This is a genomic window from Streptomyces lavendulae subsp. lavendulae, from assembly GCF_002803845.1.
Lineage (GTDB): Bacteria > Actinomycetota > Actinomycetes > Streptomycetales > Streptomycetaceae > Streptomyces > Streptomyces lavendulae.
On the sequence record NZ_CP024985.1, the window covers coordinates 6,740,419 to 6,760,845 of the forward strand.

Consider the following 20,427-nt stretch of genomic DNA (forward strand, 5'->3'; position numbering starts at 1 on the left):
ATGAGCGAAGTGACCCGCGAGCGGGTCGAGGCCGCCTACCGCGCCCTCGGCTCCGGAGACCGCGCGCGCATCCTGGAGTACTACTCCGAGGACCTGCGCTGGCTGGTGCCGGGCAACCACCCCCTCGCCGGCTGGTACGAGAGCCTCGACGCCTTCCTGGAGCTGATGGGCCAGACCCACAAGCTCACGGGCGGCACCTTCCGGATGGACCTGGAGGCGGTCCTGGTCGGCGAGGACTGCAGCGCCGACGTGTGCCGCAACGTCGCCCTGAGGGACGGCGCGGACCCGGCGAGCACCACCCCGTACGAGCGGATGGACTACCCGGTCTTCCACTTCATGCGCTGGCGGGACGGCCGGATCGTCGAGGGCCGCGACGGCCTCTTCGGCGACACCGCCTCCGCCTTCAGCCAGTTCTGGGCGCCCTTCGCGCCGGACGGAACCCGCAGGGACCGATAGGGGGATGACTGCAGTGAGCGCGACGGACGAGGCCCGAACGATCCTCACGAAGTACTACGAGTACGCCAACGCCGGGGACTGGGACCGCTGGTGCGACCTGTTCGCCGAGGACCAGGTCATGGACGAACAGCTGGCCGGACACATCGAGGGCCTGGAGACCCTGCGCTCGATGATGAAGGGCATGGGGACCATGTACCGGGTCTTCCGCAACGAGCCCGTGCACTTCCTCGTCGACGGGGAGAAGGCCGCCGCCGTCTCCCACCTCACCGCCGTCAGTGCCTCCGGCGAGGCGATCGAGGCCGAGGTCATGAACTTCTTCCGGATCGTGGACGGACGCATCGCCTACATGGCGAACTACCACGACACCGTCCCCTTCCAGGTGCTGGGCCAGGACTGAGGGGCAGGAGCGCACCCGTGGCCACAGAGCAGTACGACTACGTGATCGTCGGCTCCGGCACCGCCGGCAGCGTCCTCGCGAACCGCCTCTCCGAGGACCCGGACGTCTCGGTCCTGGTCCTGGAGGCGGGCGGTTCCCGGATCCCGCCCGAGGTGGACGACCCGTCCTCCTGGTACAAGCTGCTGGGCGGGCCCGTCGACTGGGGCTACACCAGCGTCCCGCAGCCGGGCCTGGCCGGGCGCCGTACGTACGAACCGCGCGGCAAGGCCCCCGGCGGCAGCAGCAACCTCTACATCATGATGCACATCCGGGGCCACGCCTCGGACTTCGACAACTGGGCCTACCAGGGCGCGGCCGGCTGGGCGTACGAGGACGTGCTCCCGTACTTCGCCCTCCTGGAGGGCCAGGAGGACCCCACCGCGCCCACCACCGGCACCGGCGGCCCGCAACGGGTCACCAACGCCGGCCTGCACGGCCCCAACCCGGTCTCCCGCGCCTTCATCGACGCGGCCGTCGAGCTGGGCCACCAGGAGATCGCCGACTTCAACACCGACGGCCCCCGGCGCGGTCTCTTCGGCACCGGCTGGCACCACATCGACGTGGCCGACGGCCGCCGCCAGGGCACCCTGGCCGCCTACCTGGAACCGGCGCTGGAGCGGTCCAACCTGACCCTGCGCACCAGCGCCCAGACCACCCGGCTGCTCTTCGACGGGGACACCTGCTCCGGCGTCGAGTACGAACAGCTCCGGGCCCCGGCACAGATCCCCGGCCGCACCGTGCGCGACGGCCACAGCCGGGCGGCGGCGCCCGGACGGCACACCGTACGGGCCCGGCGCGAGGTGATCGTGGCCGCCGGGGCGATCGAGTCCCCGAAGCTGCTGCTGCTCTCCGGGATCGGGCACCCGGACCAGCTGGGCGAACACGGCATCGAGGTCACCGCGGACCTGCCCGGGGTCGGGGAGAACTTCCACAACCACGTGCTGACCGGGCTCATGGCCGAGGTCACCCAGGAACTGCCGCCGCCCGCGCAGAACCTCTCCGAGAGCGCTCTGTTCCTGTCCTCGCGGCCCGGTCTGCCGGCCCCGGACCTGCAGATCGCCTTCGTCCACGTCCCGTTCGACGTGATCGTCGGCCAGGACCACCCGAACACCGTGTCCATCCTGCCCGGCGTCGTCCGCCCGGTCTCCCGGGGCTGGATCAGGCTCGCGAGCGCCGATCCGCTGGCCCACCCGCTGATCCACCCGAACTACCTGGGGGACCGGTGGGACCTGGAGCGGATGGTGCAGGGCGTCAGGACCGCCCGGGAGCTCTTCGCGACCTCGGCCTTCTCGCCCTGGTACAAGCAGGAGCTCCAGCCGGGGCCGGGACACGTCTCGGACGAGGAGCTGCGGACCTTCGTGCGGCAGAAGGCGGAGAGCTACCACCATCAGGCCGGCTCCTGCCGCATGGGCATCGACGACCTCTCCGTCGTCGACCCGGAACTGCGGGTGCACGGCGTGCGCAACCTGCGCGTCGTCGACGCGAGCGTGATGCCCGCCGTCCCGTCGGGCAACTGCCACACCGCCATCGCGATGATCGCCGAACGCGCGGCGGACTTCATCGGAGGCCGGAACAGGGGGGAATCCCGTGCCTGACGTGGTCCTGCGCGAGGGCGCGCTGTCCGGGACCCGGATCGCGGTCCTGGTCGAGAGCGACTTCTACGAGCCCGAGATCTTCTACTACCAGCGCCGGTTCGCGGAGGAGGGCGCCCAGGTCGACTTCCTGACCCGGCTGTGGGGGAACGACTCCATCACCTTCACCGGGCACGAGTACCGGGCGCCCTTCACCGCCGACCGCTCCCTGGAGGGGCTGGCCGACGAGGAGCTGCGCGGTTACTCCGCGCTCATCGTGCCCTCGGGCATGGTCGCCGACCGGCTGCGCTACACCGAGGACGTGGACGTGCTGGCCCCGGCGACGGAGCTGCTGCGCCGGGCGTTCGAGGAGCCGACCGTGCTCAAGGGGATCATCTGCCACGGCATGTGGCTGGCGTCCTCGATCCCGGGCAAGGTGCGCGGCCGCAAGGTCGTCTGCCACAACAACCTCATCGGCGACGTCCGCAACATGGGCGCCGAGTACGTGGACGAGGACGTGGTGGTGGACGGCGACCTGGTGACCGGCCGCACCGGAGCCCACCACCACCTCTTCGCCCGCCGGATCATCGAGCTGGTCGCCGCCGGGCGGGGCCGGAGGGCCGGCTGATGCCGGGCGCGATGGTCTGGTCGCACGTGGGCCTCAACTGCGCCGACCAGAAGACCACCGAGGAGTTCTACACCCGCCACTTCGGCTTCACCCGGGCCCGGGTGGTCGACCTGGGAGAAGCCCGGATCGTGTTCCTGCGCAAGGGGGACGCGTACCTGGAGCTCTTCGCGGCCGGAGCCGAGCCGGCCCGTACGGCGCACGAGGACGGCCCGCCGGCCCCGGGCCGGATACGGCACCTGGCCTTCCAGACCGACAGCGTCGACGCCTTCCTCGCGGAGCTGGGCGACGCGGCCGAAGTGACCCTGGGGCCGCTGGACTTCGACGACTTCATCTGCGGATGGCGGACCGTGTGGGTCCGCGATCCCGACGGGGTGATCGTCGAGGTCAGCCAGGGATTCGAGGACGACCGCTCACACGAAAAGGACGGTGCATGACATGGCGGGCACGACCGGCTTCTCCTTCTCCGACACGATCGCGGGCTACGTCGTCCGCTTCGACTCCGGGGCGCGGCTGCTGCGCCTGAAGACCGCGGACGGGCGCGAGTTCGAGGTCTCGCTCGCCGGTGACCCGAGCGCCGAGCTGGTGCGCAACCTGGACGAGCCGTACATCGACGCCTCCGGGCACATCGACGAGATGCTCTCCCCGGGCCGTTTCCTCTTCGTCTACGGGGTCCACTACCCGGAGCGGGACGGAAGGTTCGAGGCCAAGCGGCTGGTGTTCCTGGGCCGCGGGGCCGAGGACTACCGGTTCGAGGAGACCGGCTGGTGGATCAAGCAGATCGAGTCGCTGGCCGACTTCTACAAGCGGGCCCAGTTCGGCGACGGGCCGGTGGACTTCACCGAGTACCGCACCGAGATCCGCCTCGGCGGGGACAAGACCGCCAGCCACGTCCAGGAGACCGACACGATCTCCCGGCTGGTCTACGGCATGGCCTCGGCCTACCTGCTGACCGGCAAGGACGAGTACCTGGAGATCGCCGAGCGCGGCACCGAGTACCTGCGCAAGCACATGCGGGTCGTCGACACCGAGGAGGACGTGGTCTTCTGGTACCACGGCATCAGCGTCGACGGGGACAGCGAGCGCAAGCTGTTCACCTCGGAGTTCTCCGACGACTACGACGCGATCCCGATGTACGAGCAGATCTACGCGCTGGCCGGCCCGATCCAGACCTACCGGGTCACCGGTGACGTCCGGATCAAGAACGACGCGGACGCCACCATCCGGCTCTTCGACAAGTTCTTCAAGGACGAGGAGCAGGGCGGCTACTACTCGCACATCGACCCGATCCTCTTCAGCCCCGACCACGAGTCGCTGGGCGAGAACGCCGAGCGCAAGAACTGGAACTCGGTCGGCGACCACGCGCCCGCGTACCTGATCAACCTGTACCTGGCGACCGGCGAACAGCGGTACGCCGATTTCCTGGAGTACACCTTCGACACCATCGCGGACCGGTTCCCGGACTACAAGAACAGCCCGTTCGTCCAGGAGCGCTTCTTCCGCGACTGGTCGCACGACACCGCGCACAGCTGGCAGCAGAACCGCGCGGTCGTCGGGCACAACCTCAAGATCGCCTGGAACCTGATGCGGATGAACTCCCTGAAGGCCAAGCCGGCGTACGAGGAGCTCGCCCGGAAGATCGGCCAGATCATGCCGGCCGTCGGCAGCGACGTCCAGCGGGGCGGCTGGTACGACGTGGTGGAGCGGGTGAAGCAGGGGGACGAGGAGACGTATCGTTTCGCCTGGCACGACCGCAAGGCCTGGTGGCAGCAGGAACAGGCGATCCTCGCCTACCTCATCCTGAACGGCACGGTCGGCGGCGACGAGAACCTGCGCGAGGCCCGGCAGGCGCAGGCCTTCTACAACACCTTCTTCCTCGACCACGACGAGGGAGCCGTGTACTTCAACGTGCTCGCCAGCGGCACGCCGTACCTGCTCGGCACCGAGCGCCTCAAGGGCAGCCACTCGATGTCCATGTACCACTCGGCGGAACTCTGCTACCTCGCCGCCGTCTACAACAACCTGCTCATCAACGGCCGGGAGATGGACTTCCACTTCCAGCCCGACCCGACCGACCTGCCCGGACGGACCCTGCGCGTCTCGCCCGACCTGCTGCCCGCGGGCTCGGTGCGGATCGCGTCCGTGGAGATCGACGAGAAGCCGTACGAGGAATTCGACGCGGACGAGCTGACCGTCCACCTCCCCGACGTCCAGGGGCGGGTCAAGGTCAAGGTCCGGCTCCGGCCGGTGAACCGGAAGTAGCGCTCAACGGGGGGCGCCCCAACATGAGGGGAATGCAATGACTCTGACCGTGAAGGAACGCCGGAACAAGTCGGGCACCGTGCTCGTCGCCACCGGCGAGATCAACAGCGAGACCTCCGGTGCCCTGCTCCAGGCACTCCTGCCGCTGGTCCGCGAGGGCCGGCCGCTGCGCATCGACCTGACCGCCGTCACCTACGTCTCCAGCGCCGGCCTGCGCACCCTGCTCGTCGTCTACCGCGAGGCGCAGCACGCCGGCGTCGCGGTCACCCTGTACGGGGTGAGCGAGGAAGTCCGGTTCGTCATGTCGGCCACCGGATTCCTCGACTTCTTCGAGACCGGCGAGGCCGCGGCCGCCGCGGCCAGGGCCAAGGTCGCGCGATGAGCGAGGCCTCCTCCGACCAGGTGCTGCGGGTGGACGCGTACCCGACCCACGAGGTGGGCGGGTACCGCGTCCGCGCCGGCAAGCCGTTCCCGTTCGGGGCCAACGTGGTCCCGGGCGGGGTGAGCTTCTCCGTCTTCTCCGACCAGGCCACCTCCATGACCCTGGTCATCTTCAAGCGCGGAGAGCCCGAGCCGATGGCCGAGCTGGAATTCCCCGAGGAGTTCCGCACCGGCAGCGTCTTCGCCATGACGGTCTTCGGCCTCGACCACGAGAACATCGAATACGGCTACCGGGCCGACGGACCCTTCGACCCGGCCACCGGCCACCGCTTCGACGCCCGGCAGGTCCTCTCCGACCCCTACGCCCGGCTGATCGCCGGCCGCGACGTGTGGGGCGTGGAACCGGACCGCAGCCGCGGCTACCAGTACCGCTCGCGGGTCTGCCTCCAGGACTTCGACTGGGCCGACGACACCCCGCTGCGGATCCCCGCCGAGGACCTCGTCGTCTACGAGGCCCACGTGCGCGGCTTCACCCGCCACCCCTCCTCGGGGGTCACCGCCCCCGGCACTTTCGCGGGGCTGCGCGAGAAGATCCCGTACCTGAAGGAACTCGGGGTCAACTGCATCGAGCTGCTGCCCGTCTTCGAGTTCGACGAGAGCGACAACCCGCGCAGCAACCCGGAGACCGGCGAGAAGCTCTACGACTACTGGGGCTACAACACCGTCTCCTTCTTCGCGCCGAAGGCCGGCTACGCGGCCACCGGACGCTACGGGATGCAGGGCGACGAGTTCCGCACCCTGATCAAGGACCTGCACGCGGCGGGCATCGAGGTCATCCTCGACGTCGTCTTCAACCACACCGCCGAGGGCAATGAGATGGGCCCGACCATTTCCTTCAAGGGCCTCGACAACGCCACGTACTACATGCTCACGCCGGAGGGGTACTACTTCAACTTCAGCGGCACGGGCAACACGGTCAACTGCAACCACCCCGTCGTGCGCAACTTCGTGCTCGACTGCCTGCGCCACTGGGTCGCCGACTACCACATCGACGGCTTCCGCTTCGACCTCGCCGCGATCCTCGGCCGGTCCGCGGACGGCACCCCGCTGCCCAACCCGCCCCTGCTGGAACTGCTCGCCTTCGACCCGGTCCTGCGGCACACCAAGCTCATCGCCGAGGCCTGGGACGCGGGCGGCCTCTACGAGGTCGGCAACTTCCCGGCCTACGGCCGCTGGGCGGAGTGGAACGGCAAGTACCGCGACACCGTGCGCAGCTTCCTCAAGGGCGACCCCGGGGTCACCGGAGAGCTGGCGACCCGGATCGCGGGCTCGCCCGACCTCTACTCCACCCGCGGCACCTCCGCCTCCGTCAACTTCCTGACGGCGCACGACGGCTTCACCCTGGCCGACCTGGTCTCGTACAACGACAAGCACAACGAGGCCAACGGCGAGGGCAACAACGACGGCGGCAACGACAACGCCAGCTGGAACTGCGGCGCCGAAGGGCCCACCGACGACCCCGAGGTGTCCGCGCTGCGGCTGCGCCAGATGAAGAACGCCCTCGCGATCCTCTTCACCAGCCAGGGCATCCCGATGCTGCTGGCCGGGGACGAGGTCGCGCGGACCCAGCAGGGCAACAACAACACGTACTGCCAGGACAACGAGCTCTCCTGGTTCGACTGGGACCAGGTCGACGAGAACGCCGAACTGCTCCGGTTCACCCGGGAGATGATCGCCTTCCGCAAGCACCACCGCGAGCTGCGCTCCACCTCGCACCCCACCGGCCGGCTGCGCGACAGCCTGGGCCTGCCGGACATCAGCTGGCACGGGGAGCGGGCCTGGCAGCCCGACTGGTCGGCGGAGAGCCGGCTGCTGGCGGTGGCCCGCTGCGGCGTCGGTGACGAGGACGTGGTCTACGTGGCCATGAACTCCCACTGGGAGCCGCACGACCTGGAACTGCCCGCGCTGCCCGGCGGCCGCAGCTGGCACCTGTTCGCGGACACCGGCGCCGAGGCGCCGTACGACATCCGCACCCCGGGGACCGAACAGGAGCTGGACAACGCCGGCAAGTACCTGATCGGTCCGCGCTCGGTCGTGATCCTCGTCGGCCGTGCGAACGACCCCGACCCCCGGGACGACTGAGCCGCCCTGACCGAAGGAGACCTGACATGCCGCTTTCCGTGTCCCTGAGCATCGAGGGCGACACCACCGTGATCGAACTGACGGGCGAGCTGGACGCCAAGACCGCACCGGAATTCCACCAGACGATCGAGAAGGCAGCCGGTCACGGCACCGGCACCGTCGAGATCCGGATGGCCGGCGTCGGCTACATGGCCAGCGCCGGGCTGCGCTCCCTGGTGTTCGCCCAGCAGAAGGTGGGCTCCGGCGTCACCATCAAGGTGGTCGGCGCCATCGAGCCCGTCTCCCGGACCATCCGCACGGCGGGCCTCGACCGAAGCATCCAGCTGTCCGATGGCTGAGCAGCACGGCCGCCCGCGCGGTGAGTGACATGGTCGGACTGGCGAGGAAGCCCGCCGTACTGGAGGTGCCCGCCACCGTGGGGGCACTGGGCGAGATCGCCGCGTTCGTCCTGCTGCTGGCCGGCCGGGCGGGCCTCGGCAAAGGGGCCACGTACCGGATCCGGCTGGCGGTGGACGAGCTGGCCACGAACATCGTGATGCACGGGTACCGGGGCGGCGACGGACGGATCACCGTCCGCGGCCGCTCCGGTCCCGACGGGGTGCGGATCGTCATCGAGGACACCGCCCCCGCGTTCGACCCGGTCGAAGGCCGCCTGCCCCCCGCCCCCGGGGTCCCCCCGGAACGGCGGCGGGTCGGCGGTCTCGGCATCCACCTGGCCCTGACCAGCGTGGACACGTACGCCTACGCCCGCAGGGACGGCCGCAACATCAGCACGCTGACCGTCAAGGCCGAGGGGACGGACGCATGCCCTCCACGAACGTGATCATCCTCGACGCGTACCCGCCGCCACCAGCCGAACTGCTCGAAGCGCTCCGGCTGATGGACGCGGCACTCGTCACGCGCACGCTGTCCGAACTGCTGCTCGGCCGACTGGAGGCACTGCCCGTCGCCGACGTGCTGCTCGCCCCCGCCGAGGCCGACGGCGAAGCGGTGCGCAGCGCCGTACGCCGGCTGCGCCGCCGGGCCGGTGCCCCCATCGTGGTCGTCTGGACCGTCACGGCCTTCGCCGCCCTGGAGCGGCACGTCAGACTCGGCCACGACTACCTCGTCCCGCCCTTCCTGCCCGCCCTCGTCGGCGCCCGCCTGCACAGCTGCTCCGAGCGCGCCGGCCTGGGCCGCACCCTGCGCGAGGCCGACGCCCGCGCCGAACTCATGGGCTACGAGAAGGAACTGGAGATCGGCCGCGAGATCCAGGCCGGCTTCCTGCCCGAATCGCTGCCCGTTCCCGAGGGCTGGGAGATCGACGTGCGCTTCCGCCCCGCCCGCCAGGTCGCCGGGGACTTCTACGACGTCTTCGAACTCTCCCGGGGCAGGCGCCTCGCGGTCGTCGTCGCCGACGTCTGCGACAAGGGCGTCGGCGCCGCCCTCTTCATGGCCCTGATCCGCTCCCTGCTGCGCCACACCGCCGAGAACAGCGGACTCCAGCACCTGATGGCGGCCGGCCGCACCGGCGGCAGCCGCCGCACCCCGGTCGTCGGCGCCACCCCGCTGCTCAACGCGGTCACCGCCACCAACGGCTACCTCACCCGCAACCACCTGCGCCAGGGCTACTTCGCCACCCTCTTCTTCGGCGTCCTGGACCCGCTCACCGGCAGCCTCGTCTACATCAACGGCGGCCACAACCCGCCGCTGCTGCTCTCCGGTGACGGCGCCCTGCCACGGCCGCTCGACGTGACGGGACCGGCCGTCGGCGTGCTGCCCGACTGCGTCTACACGCTGGGCTACGCCCAGCTGAACCCCGGTGACACCCTGTTCGTGTTCACGGACGGGGTACCCGAGGCCCGCTGCCCCGAAGGCAGCTTCCTCGGAGACGAACGGATGCTGGAACTGCTCACCGGCCCCCCGGCGAGCGGCCGGGACCTGGTGGACCGGATGGACCTGGCCGTGCGCCGGCACACCGGCACCGCCGAACAGCACGACGACGTGACCATGCTGGCCCTGCACCGGCCACGTGCGGCGCGGGGGCCGCACGCGGACGGCGACGGCTACCGGGTGGTGGCGTGATGACCCGGACCATCGTGGTGCACTCGCACCGCGGCGGCACCGGGAAGTCCTCGGTGCTGGCGAACCTCGCGGTCCTGCTGGCCGCCGGGGGACTGCGGGTGGGGGTGGTCGACACCGACCTCCAGTCGCCCACCCTCGACCTGCTGTTCGGGCTCGCACCGGGTCCGGGCTCGCTGGCCGACTACCTCCTCGGCCGCTGCGAGATCGAGGCCGCGGCCCGCCGCACCGTCCTCCCCGGCCTGTACGTCGTACCGGCCCGGTCCGGGACGGCGGACCTGCGGGAGCTGATGACCACCGGATACGACGTGGGGCTGCTCCCGGAGGGCTTCGACCGGCTGGCGCAGCGGTTCGCCCTCGACGTGCTGCTCCTCGACACGCACGCCGGACTGAACAACGAGTCGGTCACCGCCATGGGCAGCGCCGACATCGTCCTGATCATGGCGCGGGCGGACCGCGTCGACCTCTCCGGGGTCGAGGAGACCATCGCCCTCGCCGGGCGGCTGGCCTGCCGGCGGGCCCTCGTGCTGAGCATGGCCCCCGAGGGCATCGACCGGGAGGACGTCCGCCGGCGGGCCGAGGAGGTCTACGGGGCCCCCTTGGCCGGAATTCTCCCGTACGTGCCGCAAATGGCCGCCCTGTACGGGGAGCGCATATTTGCGGAAGCCCTTCCCGACCACCCCCTGGTCGGTGAATTCCGCGCGATCCTCTCGGCGTTGGACGCACGTGACGAAGTATCACGGGCCTGAGGTCCACCCCTTACGCCCCTGGAAGGGGGCGTGTTGAATCGGCAGCGAATCCAGAACAAGGAGAGAATCATGAAGATTCTCGTCGTCATGACGGCAAAGGCCACCCTTCATCTCCTGGACGGGGAACAGCACCCCTCGGGATTCTGGGCCGAGGAATTCGTCGTTCCCTATACCCTCTTCCGGGCCGCCGGCCACACCGTGGACGTGGCGACGATCGGGGGCGCGGCGCCCACGGTCGACCAGACCAGCATCGACCCCGGCTTCCTGCGATGGGTACGGCCCGAGGGCTCCCCGGACGAGGACACGGCCAACGCCGCCGAGTACGTCCGCGTCATCGAAGAGACCCCCCAGCTCCAGCACCCCATCGCCCTGGAGTCCCTCGGCGAGAAGGACATCGCCGACTACGACGGCATCTACATCAGCGGCGGCCACGGGGCCATCGGCGACCTGCCCAAGTCCGACGAACTCGCCCAGCTGCTGCGCTGGGCCATCGACCGGGACAAGCCGATCGCCACCGTCTGCCACGGCCACACCGCGCTCCTGTCCCTGCGCGACGGCGAGGGCCGCTGGCCGTTCGAGGGCTACCGGATGACCGCCTTCTCGCACGCCGAGGAACTGGTCACCAACATGGCCGGCCGGCTCCCGCTGATCCTGGAGGCCGAACTCACCCGGCTCGGCGCCCGCTACGAGAAGGCCGAGGCGATCTGGGACTCGCACGTGGTGGTGGACCGCAGGCTCACCACCGGCCAGAACCCGTACTCCTCCAAGGCCCTCGCCGAGACGTTCCTGAAGCAGCTCGACCAGGGCTAGCCCCCGCGACACCGGAAGGTGCAGCCATGACCCAGCGCGTGCTCAGCGACCGACCTCTGGCCAACCCCGGGAAGCTGTTCATCGGCGGCAGATGGATCCCCGCCCGGGACGGCCGTACCGAACCGGACGTCAGCCCGATCGACGGGCAGGAGATCGTACCGGTGGCCCAGGCCTCCGCGGCCGACGCGGACGCCGCCGTCACCGCGGCCCGCACGGCCTACGAGGAAGGTCCCTGGAGCCGGCTCTCCGCCCAGGAGCGCGCGCTGCGGCTCAACCGCGTCGGCGAACTGATCGAGCGGGACCTGGAGGAGATCGCGCTGCTGGAGACGGTGGACATGGGCAAGCCGTTCGCCTTCTCCAGCACCGTCGACGCCCCCATGGCCGCCCAGCTGATGCACTACTACGCCGGCGCGGTCACCCGCGTCGACGGCTCCTCCCGGGCCCCGGCGGGCGGACAGCTCGCGTACACGCTGCGCGAACCGCTGGGCGTGGTCTGCGCCATCACCCCCTTCAACTTCCCGCTCCTGCTGTCGATGACGAAGATCGCCCCGGCCCTCGCGGCCGGGAACACCGTCGTCCACAAGCCCTCCCCGGCCACTCCGCTCACCGCCCTGAAGATCGCCGAGCTCTTCCAGGAGGCGGAGATCCCCGACGGGGTGCTGAACGTCATCACCGGTCCCGGCGTGGAACTGGGGGAGACCCTCACGGACCACCCCGGCATCGACAAGATCGCCTTCACCGGCTCCACCGCGGTCGGCCAGTCGATCATCCGCAAGTCGGCCGGCACCCTGAAGAAGGTGACGATGGAACTCGGCGGCAAGTCCGCCAACATCGTCTTCGCCGACGCCGACCTCGACGCCGCCGAGGAACTCGCCTTCTTCGGCATCTACTACAACAAGGGCGAGATCTGCACCGCCGGCTCCCGGCTGCTGCTCCAGCGGCCCATCCACGACGAGCTGGTCGAACGCCTGGTGCGCCGGGCCGCCGCCCTCAGGCCGGGGGACCCGCGCGATCCCGGCACCCTCTTCGGACCCCTGGCCCACCAGGGCCAGTTCGACAAGGTCAGCTCCTACATCGAGGTCGGCGAGAAGGAAGGCGCGGTACTGCGCGCCGGAGGCGCCGGCTGGACCCCCGAGGGCGCCTCCAGCAGGGGCCTGTACTTCCTGCCGACCGTCTTCACCGGGGTCGACAACTCCATGCGGATCGCCCAGGAGGAGATCTTCGGGCCCGTCCTGTCGATCATCCCCTTCGACACCGAGGAGGACGCCGTACGCATCGCCAACGACAGCGCGTACGGCCTCGCCGCCGGGGTCCACACCAAGGACCTGCGGCGGGCCCACCGGGTCGCCTCGCAGATCAAGGCGGGCACGGTCTGGGTGAATTGCTACAACCAGTACGACCCCTCCGTGCCCTACGGCGGCTACAAGGCCTCCGGCTACGGACGCGAGTGCGGCCCCGAATCCCTGGAGAGCTACACGCAGACCAAGTCGGTCTGGATCGGGATGGACTGAGCTCCACCCGACCGGACCCCCGATCGAGGAGTCCTCATGCGGACAGGCATCATCGGCACCGGGCGGATCGGTTCGACCCTCGCCAGGATCCTGGTGGCGGCGGGCCACCAGGTCGTCCTCGCCAACGCGCGCGGGCCGAGGTCGCTCGCCCCGCTGCTGGCCGAGCTCGGACCCGGCGCCGCGGCGGGACGCCCCGTCGAGGCGGCCGGGCAGGCCGACCTCCTGGTGCTGATGGTGCCCTTCGCCACCGTGCGGGGGCTGCTGCCCCCGCACGTCGTGCAGGACAAGGTGCTGGTGGACGCCACCAACGCCTTCAACGGCCCCGGGGCCGCCGCCGACCCCTCCGGCCGCGGCTCCAGCGAACTGGTCGCCGAGTGGTATCCCGGCGCCCGGGTCGTGAAATCCCTGAACACCATGTACTTCGAGACCCTCGCCGTCGCCGGGACCGTCCCCGGACGACAGCCGTCCGAGCGCCTGGCCCATTTCACGGCGGGCGACGACGCGAAGGCGAAGGAAATCGTCGCCGGAATCATCACGGACCTCGGATTCGTGCCCGTCGACACCGGCCCGCTGCACTCCGGAGGAATTCTCCAGCAGCCCGGCGGTCCCCTCTACAACCGGCCGCTCACGGAAGCGCAGGCGCTCGCATGGATCTGAACCTGAACCTGAACCTGAACGTGAACGGAAGACCGGAGCGGTTCGCGGCGCAGCCCAACGAACTCCTCGTGGAGCGGCTCCGCGACGGACTCGGGCTCACCGGGACCAAGGTCGGCTGCGACACCGGCCAGTGCGGGACCTGCGTGGTCCGGCTCGACGGCAGGTCCGTCAAGAGCTGCCTGGTCCTCACCGCCTCGGCCGCCGGCTCCGAGGTCACCACCATCGAGGGCGTGGCCGAGCGCGGCGGCGAGCTGACCGGCCTCCAGGAGGCCCTGCGCCAGGAGCACGGCACCCAGTGCGGCTTCTGCACCCCCGGCATGGTCATGGCCCTCGGCGAGCTCGTCGAGAACACCGCCGGCGGCGGGGCGCCCACCGAGCCCGAGATCCGCGAGTGGCTCACCGGCAACCTGTGCCGCTGCACCGGCTACCACAGCGTGGTCCGCGGGGTACAGCGTGCCTGCGCCCCCGCCGTCGAGGCCGGCGCGGCCGGACGGGAGGGCTGAGGGAGATGACCGCAGTGACGGGGGAGACCGCCGTGACCGGCGGGACCACAGCCGTCGACGGCGCCACGGCCGCGGACACCGCCGCCGTGCCGGACACCGTCGCCGTGCCGGACGCGACCGCCGGGCCGGATGCCGCGCCGTTGCGGGACGCCATCGCCGTGGAAGACGCGACCGCCGTGGAAGACGCGACCGCCGTGCAGGACGCCCCGCCCGCGGCCGCCGACGTGCCCGATGAGCACGCCGTGCTCGGGCGGCCCATGGACGCCCGCGAGGACCCGCAGCTGCTGCGCGGCGAGGCCACGTACGTCGCGGACATCGACCTGCCGGGCACCGCGCACATGGCGATCCTCGGCAGCCCGGTGGCCCACGCGAAGCTCCTCTCCATCGACACCAAGGCCGCCGAACAGATGCCCGGCGTCCTCAAGGTCGCCACCGCCGCCGACTTCACCGACGTGATGCCGCTGCCCTGCATCTGGATCCCCGGCGGGGTCGAGAGCCACTTCCCGCCCCACCCCTACGGACTGCCCGGCGCCCGGCCCGTCCTCACCGGCGACGCCGTCCGCCACGTCGGCGACCCCATCGCCGTGGTCGTCGCCGAGACCCCGCGCCAGGCCGCCGCCGCGCTCGCCGCGATCTCCGTCGAGTACGAGCCGCTGCCCGTGGTCACCCGCGCCGACGCGGCCCTCGCCGAGGGCGCGCCGCAGCTGCACGAGGCCGTCCCCGGGAACCTGAACGCCTACTGGACCTGCGGCGACAAGGACCGCACCGACGCGGCCATCGCCGCGGCCGAGGTCACGGTGGAGCTCGATCTGGTCAACCAGCGCACCATCAACAGCCCCATCGAGCCGCGCGGCGCGGTCGGCTCCTACGACGCCTCCACCGGCGAGTACACCCTCTACGCCTCCACCCAGGGCCCGCACAACCACCGGTTCCTGCTCTCCGCCCTGGTCCTCGGCATCCCCTTCAACAAGCTCCGGGTGATCGCCCCCACCGTCGGCGGCAGCTTCGGCACCAAGGGCTACCTCTACCCCGACATGGCACTCGTCCTGCTCCTGTCGAAGGCGCTCGGCCGGCCCGTGAAATGGGTGGACACCCGCACCGGGCTGATGAACTCCACCGTCCAGGGCCGTGACCACCGCCAGCACGTCACCCTCGCCGGCACCCGCGACGGCCGCATCACCGCCGTGCGCTGCACCAGCTACGCCAACCTCGGCGCCTACCCCTCCACCATCGGCCCCGGCGTCGCCACCGCCCTGATGGGCCGCTCCATCACCGGCATGTACGCCATCGACGCCGCCTTCTGCGAGGTCTACGCCGCCTTCACCAACACCGTCTCGCTCGGTGCCCAGCGCGGCAGCGGGCGCGCGGAGGCCGCCTTCCTGATGGAACGCCTCGTCGACCGCTACGCCGGGGAGATCGGCATGGACCCGGCGGAGGTGCGGCGCAGGAACCTGGTGCCGAAGGAGGCGTTCCCGTACGACAACGGTCTGGGCTGGACCTACGACTCCGGGAACTACCGGCCGAACTTCGACCGGGCCATCGAGCTGTCCGGCTACGCCGACATGTCCGCCCGCAAGGCAGAGGCCCGCACCCGGGGCAAGCGGCTCGGCGTCGGCATCGCCACCTACGTCGCGATCTGCGGGGTCGGCCCCTCCACCCGGATGTCCAAGGAGGGCATGCTCGGCGGCACCTGGGAGAGCGCGAACATCCGCGTCCACCCCACCGGCGAGGTCACCGTCACCGTCGGCTCCGCCTCCACCGGGCAGAGCCACCACACCGTCTTCGCGATGGTCGCCGCCGACGAACTGGGCATCGACCCCGACCGGGTCCAGGTGTACGAGGGGGACACCCTCAAGGCCCCCTACGGGCAGGGCACCTACGGTTCCCGCTCCTACAGCATGGCCGCCCCCGCCGTCGCCCTCACCGCCCGCAAGATCAAGGCCAAACTGATCAAGGCCGGAGCCGTGTTCCTCGGCGTCCCCGAGGACAAGGTCGTCTACCGGGGCGGAGCCGTCCACGAGGACGGCAACCCCGAGAACACCAAGAGCTTCGCCGACCTGGCCATGGCCATGTGGTACGGCTGGGGACTGCCCCCGGAGATCGAGCCGGCCCTCGACGAGACCACGCACTTCGACCCGCCGGACTTCAACTACCCCTTCGGTACCCACGTCGCCGTCGTCGAGGTCGACGAACTCACCGGCGAGACCGAGGTGGTGGCGTACACCGCCGTCGACGACGCGGGCAACGTCGGCAACCCGAAGATCGTCCACGGCCAGATCGAGGGCAGCATCGTGCACGGCCTCGGCCAGGCGCTGATGGAGGCCGCCGAGTACGACGAGAACGGCATCCTGATCAGCTCCGACCTGAACCACTACGCCCTGCCGCGCGCCGCCGACGTGCCCTTCTTCTCCCTCGACCGCACCGTCACGCCCTCCCCGCACAACCCGCTCGGCGCCAAGGGGGCCGGCGAGATCGCCACCGTGCCGCCCGCCGCCGCCGTGGTCAACGCGGTCGTCGACGCCCTGTCGGACCTGGGCGTCCGGCACATCGACATGCCGCTCACCCCCGAGAAGGTGTGGCGCCGCCTGCAGGGAGAGACACAGTGATCCTCACCGAATTCGACTACGTCCGGCCCCTCGGCCTCGACCGGGCCCTGGACCTGCTCGCCGGACCCGGAGCCCGGGTGCTGGCCGGCGGCCAGAGCCTGCTGCCCGGCCTGCGCGCCGGCACCGAACGGGCCGGCCTGCTGGTCGACGTACGCCACCTGGACGAGCTGCGGGGGATCTCCGCCGCCGACGGGACCCTGCGCATCGGGGCCCTGACCACCCTCGCCGAACTCGCCGCGCACCCCCTGGTACGGGAGCGGGCACCGGAGCTGGCCGCCGCGGCCCGCGCCAACGGCGACCCCCAGGTCCGCAACCTCGGCACCGCCGGCGGCAACCTGGCCGACCGGGGCCGGCCGACCGACCTGCCCGTCGCCGCCCTCGCCGCGGGCGCCGAGGTGGAACTGGCCGGCCCCGGCGGGCGCACCCGGACGGGCGTCGAGGAGTTCACCGCCGGCGGGGTGCCCGCCGGATCGGTCCTCACCGCACTGCTGGTGCCCGCCGCGGGCCCGGCCGCCGCCTTCGAGAAGGCCGCCGACCGGGCCACCCGGTACCCGCTGTGCGCGGCCGCCGTACGGATCACCGCCGACGGGCCGCGGATCGCCGTCACCGGAGCCACCCCCCGCGCCCTGCGCCTGCGCGGGGTCGAGGACCGGCTGCGCGGCGGCCCGTACACCACGGAGGCGGTGCTCGCGGCCTTCCGCGCCGAGCCCCGGGAGCTGTTCGTCCCCGGGCGCGGCACCTCGGCCGAATACCTGGGCCACCTCGCGGGCGTGCTCACCGCCCGCGCGCTGGCGAGGGCGGCCCGGATCACCGCCTGACCGCCCGCCGGGCACCAGGAGGAGGGGAGTAGACGCCATGGCCGAACCGGCCGAGACGACGACCACAGGAGGCACCGCGCACCACCGGACAGCCCGCGCGGCCAGACCATCGGGCTTCTGGGTGGTGGGGACGGTCCTCGTCCTGCTGATGCTCTCCTCCTCCGTGCCCTCCGCCCTCTACGTGCTCTACCAGGAGAGGTGGGGCCTGTCCTCGGGGACCGTCACGGTGGTCTTCGCCGCCTACGCCGTCACCGTGCTCGCCGGACTGCTGCTGTTCGGCTCCCTCTCGGACACCGTGGGCCGCCGGCCCGTCCTCGGGGCCGCGCTGGTCCTGGCGATCGTCTCCATGGGCCTGTTCGCCGGGGCCGGAGGACTCGGCCTGCTGCTCGCCGCCCGCGCCGTCCAGGGGCTGGCGGTGGGCCTGGCCACCGGGGCGATGGGCGCGGCCCTGCTGGAACTGAGCCCGCGCTCGCGGCCCGCGCTCGGCGCCCAGGTCAACAGCGCGGGACCGACCGTCGGCATCGGCCTCGGCGGGCTCGGGGCGGGACTCCTCGTCCAGTACGCGCCCGCCCCCACCGTGCTCAGCTACCTGCTCCTCGTGGGGGCCTTCGCGATCACCCTGATCGGGGTGGCGCGCATGTCCGAGAGCGCTCCCGGGGCGGGCGGCCGGCTCCGCGTGGTGCCGCACCGGATCCGGGTGCCGTCCGCCGCGCGAGGGCGGTTCGCGGTGCTGGTGCTGACCGTGGTCGCCGTCTGGACCGTCGGCGGCTTCTACCTCTCCCTGGGCCCACACCTGGCCCTCTCCCTGCTCCACAGCACCAACTACCTGGCCGGAGGCGCCACGGTGGCCCTGCTCGCGGGTGCGGCCACCGCCGCCCAGCTGCTGCTGGGCCGCACCGAGGCGCTCCGCACCGCCGTGCTCGGCCTGATCGGGCTGCTCCTCGGTCTCGCCCTGGTGCTGCTCGCGCTGGGCCTGGGCTCGGCCGCCGTGTTCCTCGTCGCCACCGCCGTCCTCGGCAGCGGCTGGGGAGCCGCCTTCCTCGGTTCCTTCCGCGCGCTCAGCGCCCTCGCCGACCCCGCGCACCGCGGCGAACTGACCGCCGCCGTCTACGTGTTCGCGTACCTCGCCATGAGCGTCCCGGCGGTCCTCGCCGGACTGCTGACCAACATCCACGGCCTGCAGCGCACCTCGGTCGGCTTCATGGCCGCCGTCGCCGGAGTGTGCGCGCTGGCCCTGTTCACGACCCTGCGGCTGGTCTCCCGCACCAGGGCAGAGGGGAGCACGGTGTGACCGGAGCGGCGATGGACGCCACGGAGCTGAGGTCCGCCCTGTACGGGCTGGAGATCTTCGCGGGGCTCACCGGGGAACAGCTGGACTGGCTCGTCTCGGTTTCCGAACCGCGGGTCCTCGGGGACGGGGACGTCCTCTTCCGCGACGGGGAGGAGGCGACCGGCTTCCACGTCCTGCTCTCCGGGGGCCTCGTGGTCACCAAGGTGGTCGACGGCCGGGAGGAGGTCCTGACCCGGCACTCCACGCAGGAGGGCGGGGCCGTCGCCGAGGAGCACGACGGCAAACCCTCCGCCGCCCACCGCTTCACCGGGGAGCTGCCCCTGCTCACGGAGGGCTCCTACGTGGCCACCGCGGCCGCCAGCGGGCCCGCGACCACCGTCGTGGCCTACCCGAAGCCGGTGTTCTTCGAGATGCTGACCCGCTGCCACGGAGTGGCGGCCGTGCTGCTGCCCGTCCTGGCCTGGCGGATCAAGTCCTCCGAGGTCCAGGCGCGCAAGAGGGCCACCGTGGAGGCGCTGGGCACCCTCGCCGCGGGGCTCGCGCACGAGCTGAACAACCCGGCCGCCGCCGTGGCGCGGGCCGCGCAGGAACTGGAGCCGGCCCTGGAGCGGCTGACCGGGACCGCGTACGCCTGGGGCGCGGCCGCCACGGGCGCGGAGCGCTCCGTACTGGACCGCCTCGCCGGGGAACTCGACAAGCTCCCGCCGCCCGGGACCACCGATCCGCTCGCCCAGGCGGACGCCGAGGAGGAGATCGCCGAGTGGGCCGGGGCGGCGGGCGCCGAACACCCCGGGCTGCTCGGTTCGGGCGCCGCCGACCTGGGGCTGGACCCGGACTGGCTGCCGGCCCGGCTGGAGGAGGTCGGCGACACCGCCCTGCCCGCCGCCCTGGACCACCTGGCGGCGCTGCTGGAGGCCCGCTCGCTGGCCGCCGAACTGCGCGCCGCGGGCCCCCGGATCTCCCAGCTGGTGGCCGCCACCCGGGACTACGCCAACCTCGACCGGGCCCCCGAGCAGCGGTTCGCGGTCACCGACGGCCTGGAGAACACCCTGGTCGTGCTGCGGTCCAAGCTGGCGGGCATCACCATCGTGCGCGCCTACGACCCGGACCTGCCCGATCTCACCGGCTACCCGGGCGAGTTGAACCAGGTGTGGACCAACCTGGTGGACAACGCCGCCGAGGCGATGGAGGGCGCGGGCGTGCTCACCCTGCGGGCGCGCGCCGAGGGGGTCTGCATGGTCGTGGAGATCGCCGACACCGGGCGGGGGATCCCCGAGGACGTCCTGCCGCGGATCTTCGAACCCTTCTACACCACCAAGGACGTGGGGAAGGGCACGGGCCTGGGGCTGCACCTCAGCTACCGGATCGTGACCCAGCGCCACCACGGGTCGATCGCGGCCCGTTCCCGTCCGGGCGAGACCCGGATGGTCGTCCGCCTGCCGCTCGCGCCGGCGGCCGCCGAACACTGACCGCCACCAGTCCATCCGTCACCAGTCCATCCGTCACCACGTACCCGTGCCGGCCGACCCGCTGTCAGCCGGATGTCAG

Annotated in this window: 20 protein-coding genes; all 20 read left to right on the forward strand. The window is 71.5% G+C overall.

Going from position 1 to position 20,427, the window contains the following annotated elements:
• Entirely contained in the window at positions 1-456 is a 456-nt protein-coding gene (locus tag SLAV_RS30175) for a nuclear transport factor 2 family protein (protein ID WP_030234069.1), read from the forward strand.
• A gap of 4 nt (positions 457-460) precedes the next feature.
• A complete protein-coding gene (locus SLAV_RS30180; protein WP_030234071.1) occupies positions 461-853 on the forward strand; it encodes a nuclear transport factor 2 family protein in 393 nt (130 codons plus the stop codon).
• 17 nt (positions 854-870) lie between these two features.
• The gene (locus tag SLAV_RS30185; protein WP_030234073.1) at positions 871-2,487 is read left to right on the forward strand and encodes a GMC family oxidoreductase; all 1,617 of its coding nucleotides are present in this window, start codon (positions 871-873) and stop codon (positions 2,485-2,487) included.
• A complete protein-coding gene (locus SLAV_RS30190) occupies positions 2,480-3,091 on the forward strand; it encodes a DJ-1/PfpI family protein (RefSeq protein WP_030234076.1) in 612 nt (203 codons plus the stop codon). The genes SLAV_RS30185 and SLAV_RS30190 overlap by 8 nt, the downstream gene beginning before the upstream one ends.
• Positions 3,091-3,525: a VOC family protein gene (locus SLAV_RS30195; RefSeq protein ID WP_030234079.1), complete on the forward strand. Its 435-nt coding sequence runs from the start codon at positions 3,091-3,093 to the stop codon at positions 3,523-3,525. Before SLAV_RS30190 ends, SLAV_RS30195 begins: the two co-directional genes overlap by 1 nt.
• Before the next feature lies 1 nt (position 3,526).
• Positions 3,527-5,350: an AGE family epimerase/isomerase gene (locus tag SLAV_RS30200; protein WP_030234081.1), complete on the forward strand. Its 1,824-nt coding sequence runs from the start codon at positions 3,527-3,529 to the stop codon at positions 5,348-5,350.
• A gap of 37 nt (positions 5,351-5,387) precedes the next feature.
• Positions 5,388-5,732: an STAS domain-containing protein gene (locus tag SLAV_RS30205; RefSeq protein WP_030234084.1), complete on the forward strand. Its 345-nt coding sequence runs from the start codon at positions 5,388-5,390 to the stop codon at positions 5,730-5,732.
• Positions 5,729-7,873: a glycogen debranching protein GlgX gene (gene glgX, locus SLAV_RS30210; RefSeq protein WP_234333714.1), complete on the forward strand. Its 2,145-nt coding sequence runs from the start codon at positions 5,729-5,731 to the stop codon at positions 7,871-7,873. The genes SLAV_RS30205 and glgX overlap by 4 nt, the downstream gene beginning before the upstream one ends.
• 26 nt (positions 7,874-7,899) lie before the next feature.
• Positions 7,900-8,211 carry an STAS domain-containing protein gene (locus SLAV_RS30215; RefSeq protein ID WP_030234089.1) on the forward strand — a complete coding sequence of 104 codons (312 nt, stop codon included), beginning with the start codon at positions 7,900-7,902 and terminating at the stop codon, positions 8,209-8,211.
• A 29-nt stretch (positions 8,212-8,240) separates the two neighbouring features.
• Entirely contained in the window at positions 8,241-8,696 is a 456-nt protein-coding gene (locus SLAV_RS30220; protein WP_030234092.1) for an ATP-binding protein, read from the forward strand.
• Positions 8,678-9,937, forward strand: a complete 1,260-nt coding sequence (locus tag SLAV_RS30225) for a PP2C family protein-serine/threonine phosphatase (protein ID WP_051841149.1) — start codon at positions 8,678-8,680, stop codon at positions 9,935-9,937. The genes SLAV_RS30220 and SLAV_RS30225 overlap by 19 nt, the downstream gene beginning before the upstream one ends.
• Positions 9,937-10,683 carry a MinD/ParA family ATP-binding protein gene (locus tag SLAV_RS30230; protein WP_030234098.1) on the forward strand — a complete coding sequence of 249 codons (747 nt, stop codon included), beginning with the start codon at positions 9,937-9,939 and terminating at the stop codon, positions 10,681-10,683. Before SLAV_RS30225 ends, SLAV_RS30230 begins: the two co-directional genes overlap by 1 nt.
• Before the next feature lie 69 nt (positions 10,684-10,752).
• Positions 10,753-11,493, forward strand: coding sequence for a type 1 glutamine amidotransferase domain-containing protein (locus SLAV_RS30235; RefSeq protein WP_051841150.1), 741 nt, complete (start codon positions 10,753-10,755; stop codon positions 11,491-11,493).
• Between the two features lie 26 nt (positions 11,494-11,519).
• The gene (locus SLAV_RS30240; protein WP_030234103.1) at positions 11,520-13,004 is read left to right on the forward strand and encodes an aldehyde dehydrogenase family protein; all 1,485 of its coding nucleotides are present in this window, start codon (positions 11,520-11,522) and stop codon (positions 13,002-13,004) included.
• A gap of 36 nt (positions 13,005-13,040) precedes the next feature.
• Complete coding sequence (locus SLAV_RS30245) at positions 13,041-13,661, forward strand: NADPH-dependent F420 reductase (RefSeq protein ID WP_030234106.1); 621 nt, start codon at positions 13,041-13,043, stop codon at positions 13,659-13,661.
• Positions 13,652-14,164, forward strand: a complete 513-nt coding sequence (locus SLAV_RS30250; RefSeq protein ID WP_037687769.1) for a (2Fe-2S)-binding protein — start codon at positions 13,652-13,654, stop codon at positions 14,162-14,164. Before SLAV_RS30245 ends, SLAV_RS30250 begins: the two co-directional genes overlap by 10 nt.
• A gap of 5 nt (positions 14,165-14,169) precedes the next feature.
• On the forward strand, positions 14,170-16,770 hold the full coding sequence (locus SLAV_RS30255; RefSeq protein WP_234333715.1) for a xanthine dehydrogenase family protein molybdopterin-binding subunit: 2,601 nt from the start codon (positions 14,170-14,172) through the stop codon (positions 16,768-16,770).
• A complete protein-coding gene (locus tag SLAV_RS30260) occupies positions 16,767-17,588 on the forward strand; it encodes an FAD binding domain-containing protein (RefSeq protein ID WP_051841151.1) in 822 nt (273 codons plus the stop codon). Before SLAV_RS30255 ends, SLAV_RS30260 begins: the two co-directional genes overlap by 4 nt.
• Positions 17,589-17,625: 37 nt before the next feature.
• A complete protein-coding gene (locus SLAV_RS30265) occupies positions 17,626-18,879 on the forward strand; it encodes an MFS transporter (RefSeq protein ID WP_051841152.1) in 1,254 nt (417 codons plus the stop codon).
• On the forward strand, positions 18,876-20,348 hold the full coding sequence (locus SLAV_RS30270; RefSeq protein WP_158740741.1) for an ATP-binding protein: 1,473 nt from the start codon (positions 18,876-18,878) through the stop codon (positions 20,346-20,348). The genes SLAV_RS30265 and SLAV_RS30270 overlap by 4 nt, the downstream gene beginning before the upstream one ends.
• Positions 20,349-20,427 lie beyond the last annotated feature (79 nt).

Coding starts and splice junctions, on each gene's coding strand:
- SLAV_RS30230 (WP_030234098.1), top strand. CDS start 9,937: ATGACCCGGACCATCGTGGTGCACTCGCACCGCGGCGGCACCGGGAAG.
- SLAV_RS30255 (WP_234333715.1), top strand. CDS start 14,170: ATGACCGCAGTGACGGGGGAGACCGCCGTGACCGGCGGGACCACAGCC.
- SLAV_RS30220 (WP_030234092.1), top strand. CDS start 8,241: ATGGTCGGACTGGCGAGGAAGCCCGCCGTACTGGAGGTGCCCGCCACC.
- SLAV_RS30200 (WP_030234081.1), top strand. CDS start 3,527: ATGGCGGGCACGACCGGCTTCTCCTTCTCCGACACGATCGCGGGCTAC.
- glgX (WP_234333714.1), top strand. CDS start 5,729: ATGAGCGAGGCCTCCTCCGACCAGGTGCTGCGGGTGGACGCGTACCCG.
- SLAV_RS30180 (WP_030234071.1), top strand. CDS start 461: ATGACTGCAGTGAGCGCGACGGACGAGGCCCGAACGATCCTCACGAAG.
- SLAV_RS30245 (WP_030234106.1), top strand. CDS start 13,041: ATGCGGACAGGCATCATCGGCACCGGGCGGATCGGTTCGACCCTCGCC.
- SLAV_RS30175 (WP_030234069.1), top strand. CDS start 1: ATGAGCGAAGTGACCCGCGAGCGGGTCGAGGCCGCCTACCGCGCCCTC.
- SLAV_RS30240 (WP_030234103.1), top strand. CDS start 11,520: ATGACCCAGCGCGTGCTCAGCGACCGACCTCTGGCCAACCCCGGGAAG.
- SLAV_RS30195 (WP_030234079.1), top strand. CDS start 3,091: ATGCCGGGCGCGATGGTCTGGTCGCACGTGGGCCTCAACTGCGCCGAC.
- SLAV_RS30225 (WP_051841149.1), top strand. CDS start 8,678: ATGCCCTCCACGAACGTGATCATCCTCGACGCGTACCCGCCGCCACCA.
- SLAV_RS30235 (WP_051841150.1), top strand. CDS start 10,753: ATGAAGATTCTCGTCGTCATGACGGCAAAGGCCACCCTTCATCTCCTG.
- SLAV_RS30265 (WP_051841152.1), top strand. CDS start 17,626: ATGGCCGAACCGGCCGAGACGACGACCACAGGAGGCACCGCGCACCAC.
- SLAV_RS30250 (WP_037687769.1), top strand. CDS start 13,652: ATGGATCTGAACCTGAACCTGAACCTGAACGTGAACGGAAGACCGGAG.
- SLAV_RS30205 (WP_030234084.1), top strand. CDS start 5,388: ATGACTCTGACCGTGAAGGAACGCCGGAACAAGTCGGGCACCGTGCTC.
- SLAV_RS30215 (WP_030234089.1), top strand. CDS start 7,900: ATGCCGCTTTCCGTGTCCCTGAGCATCGAGGGCGACACCACCGTGATC.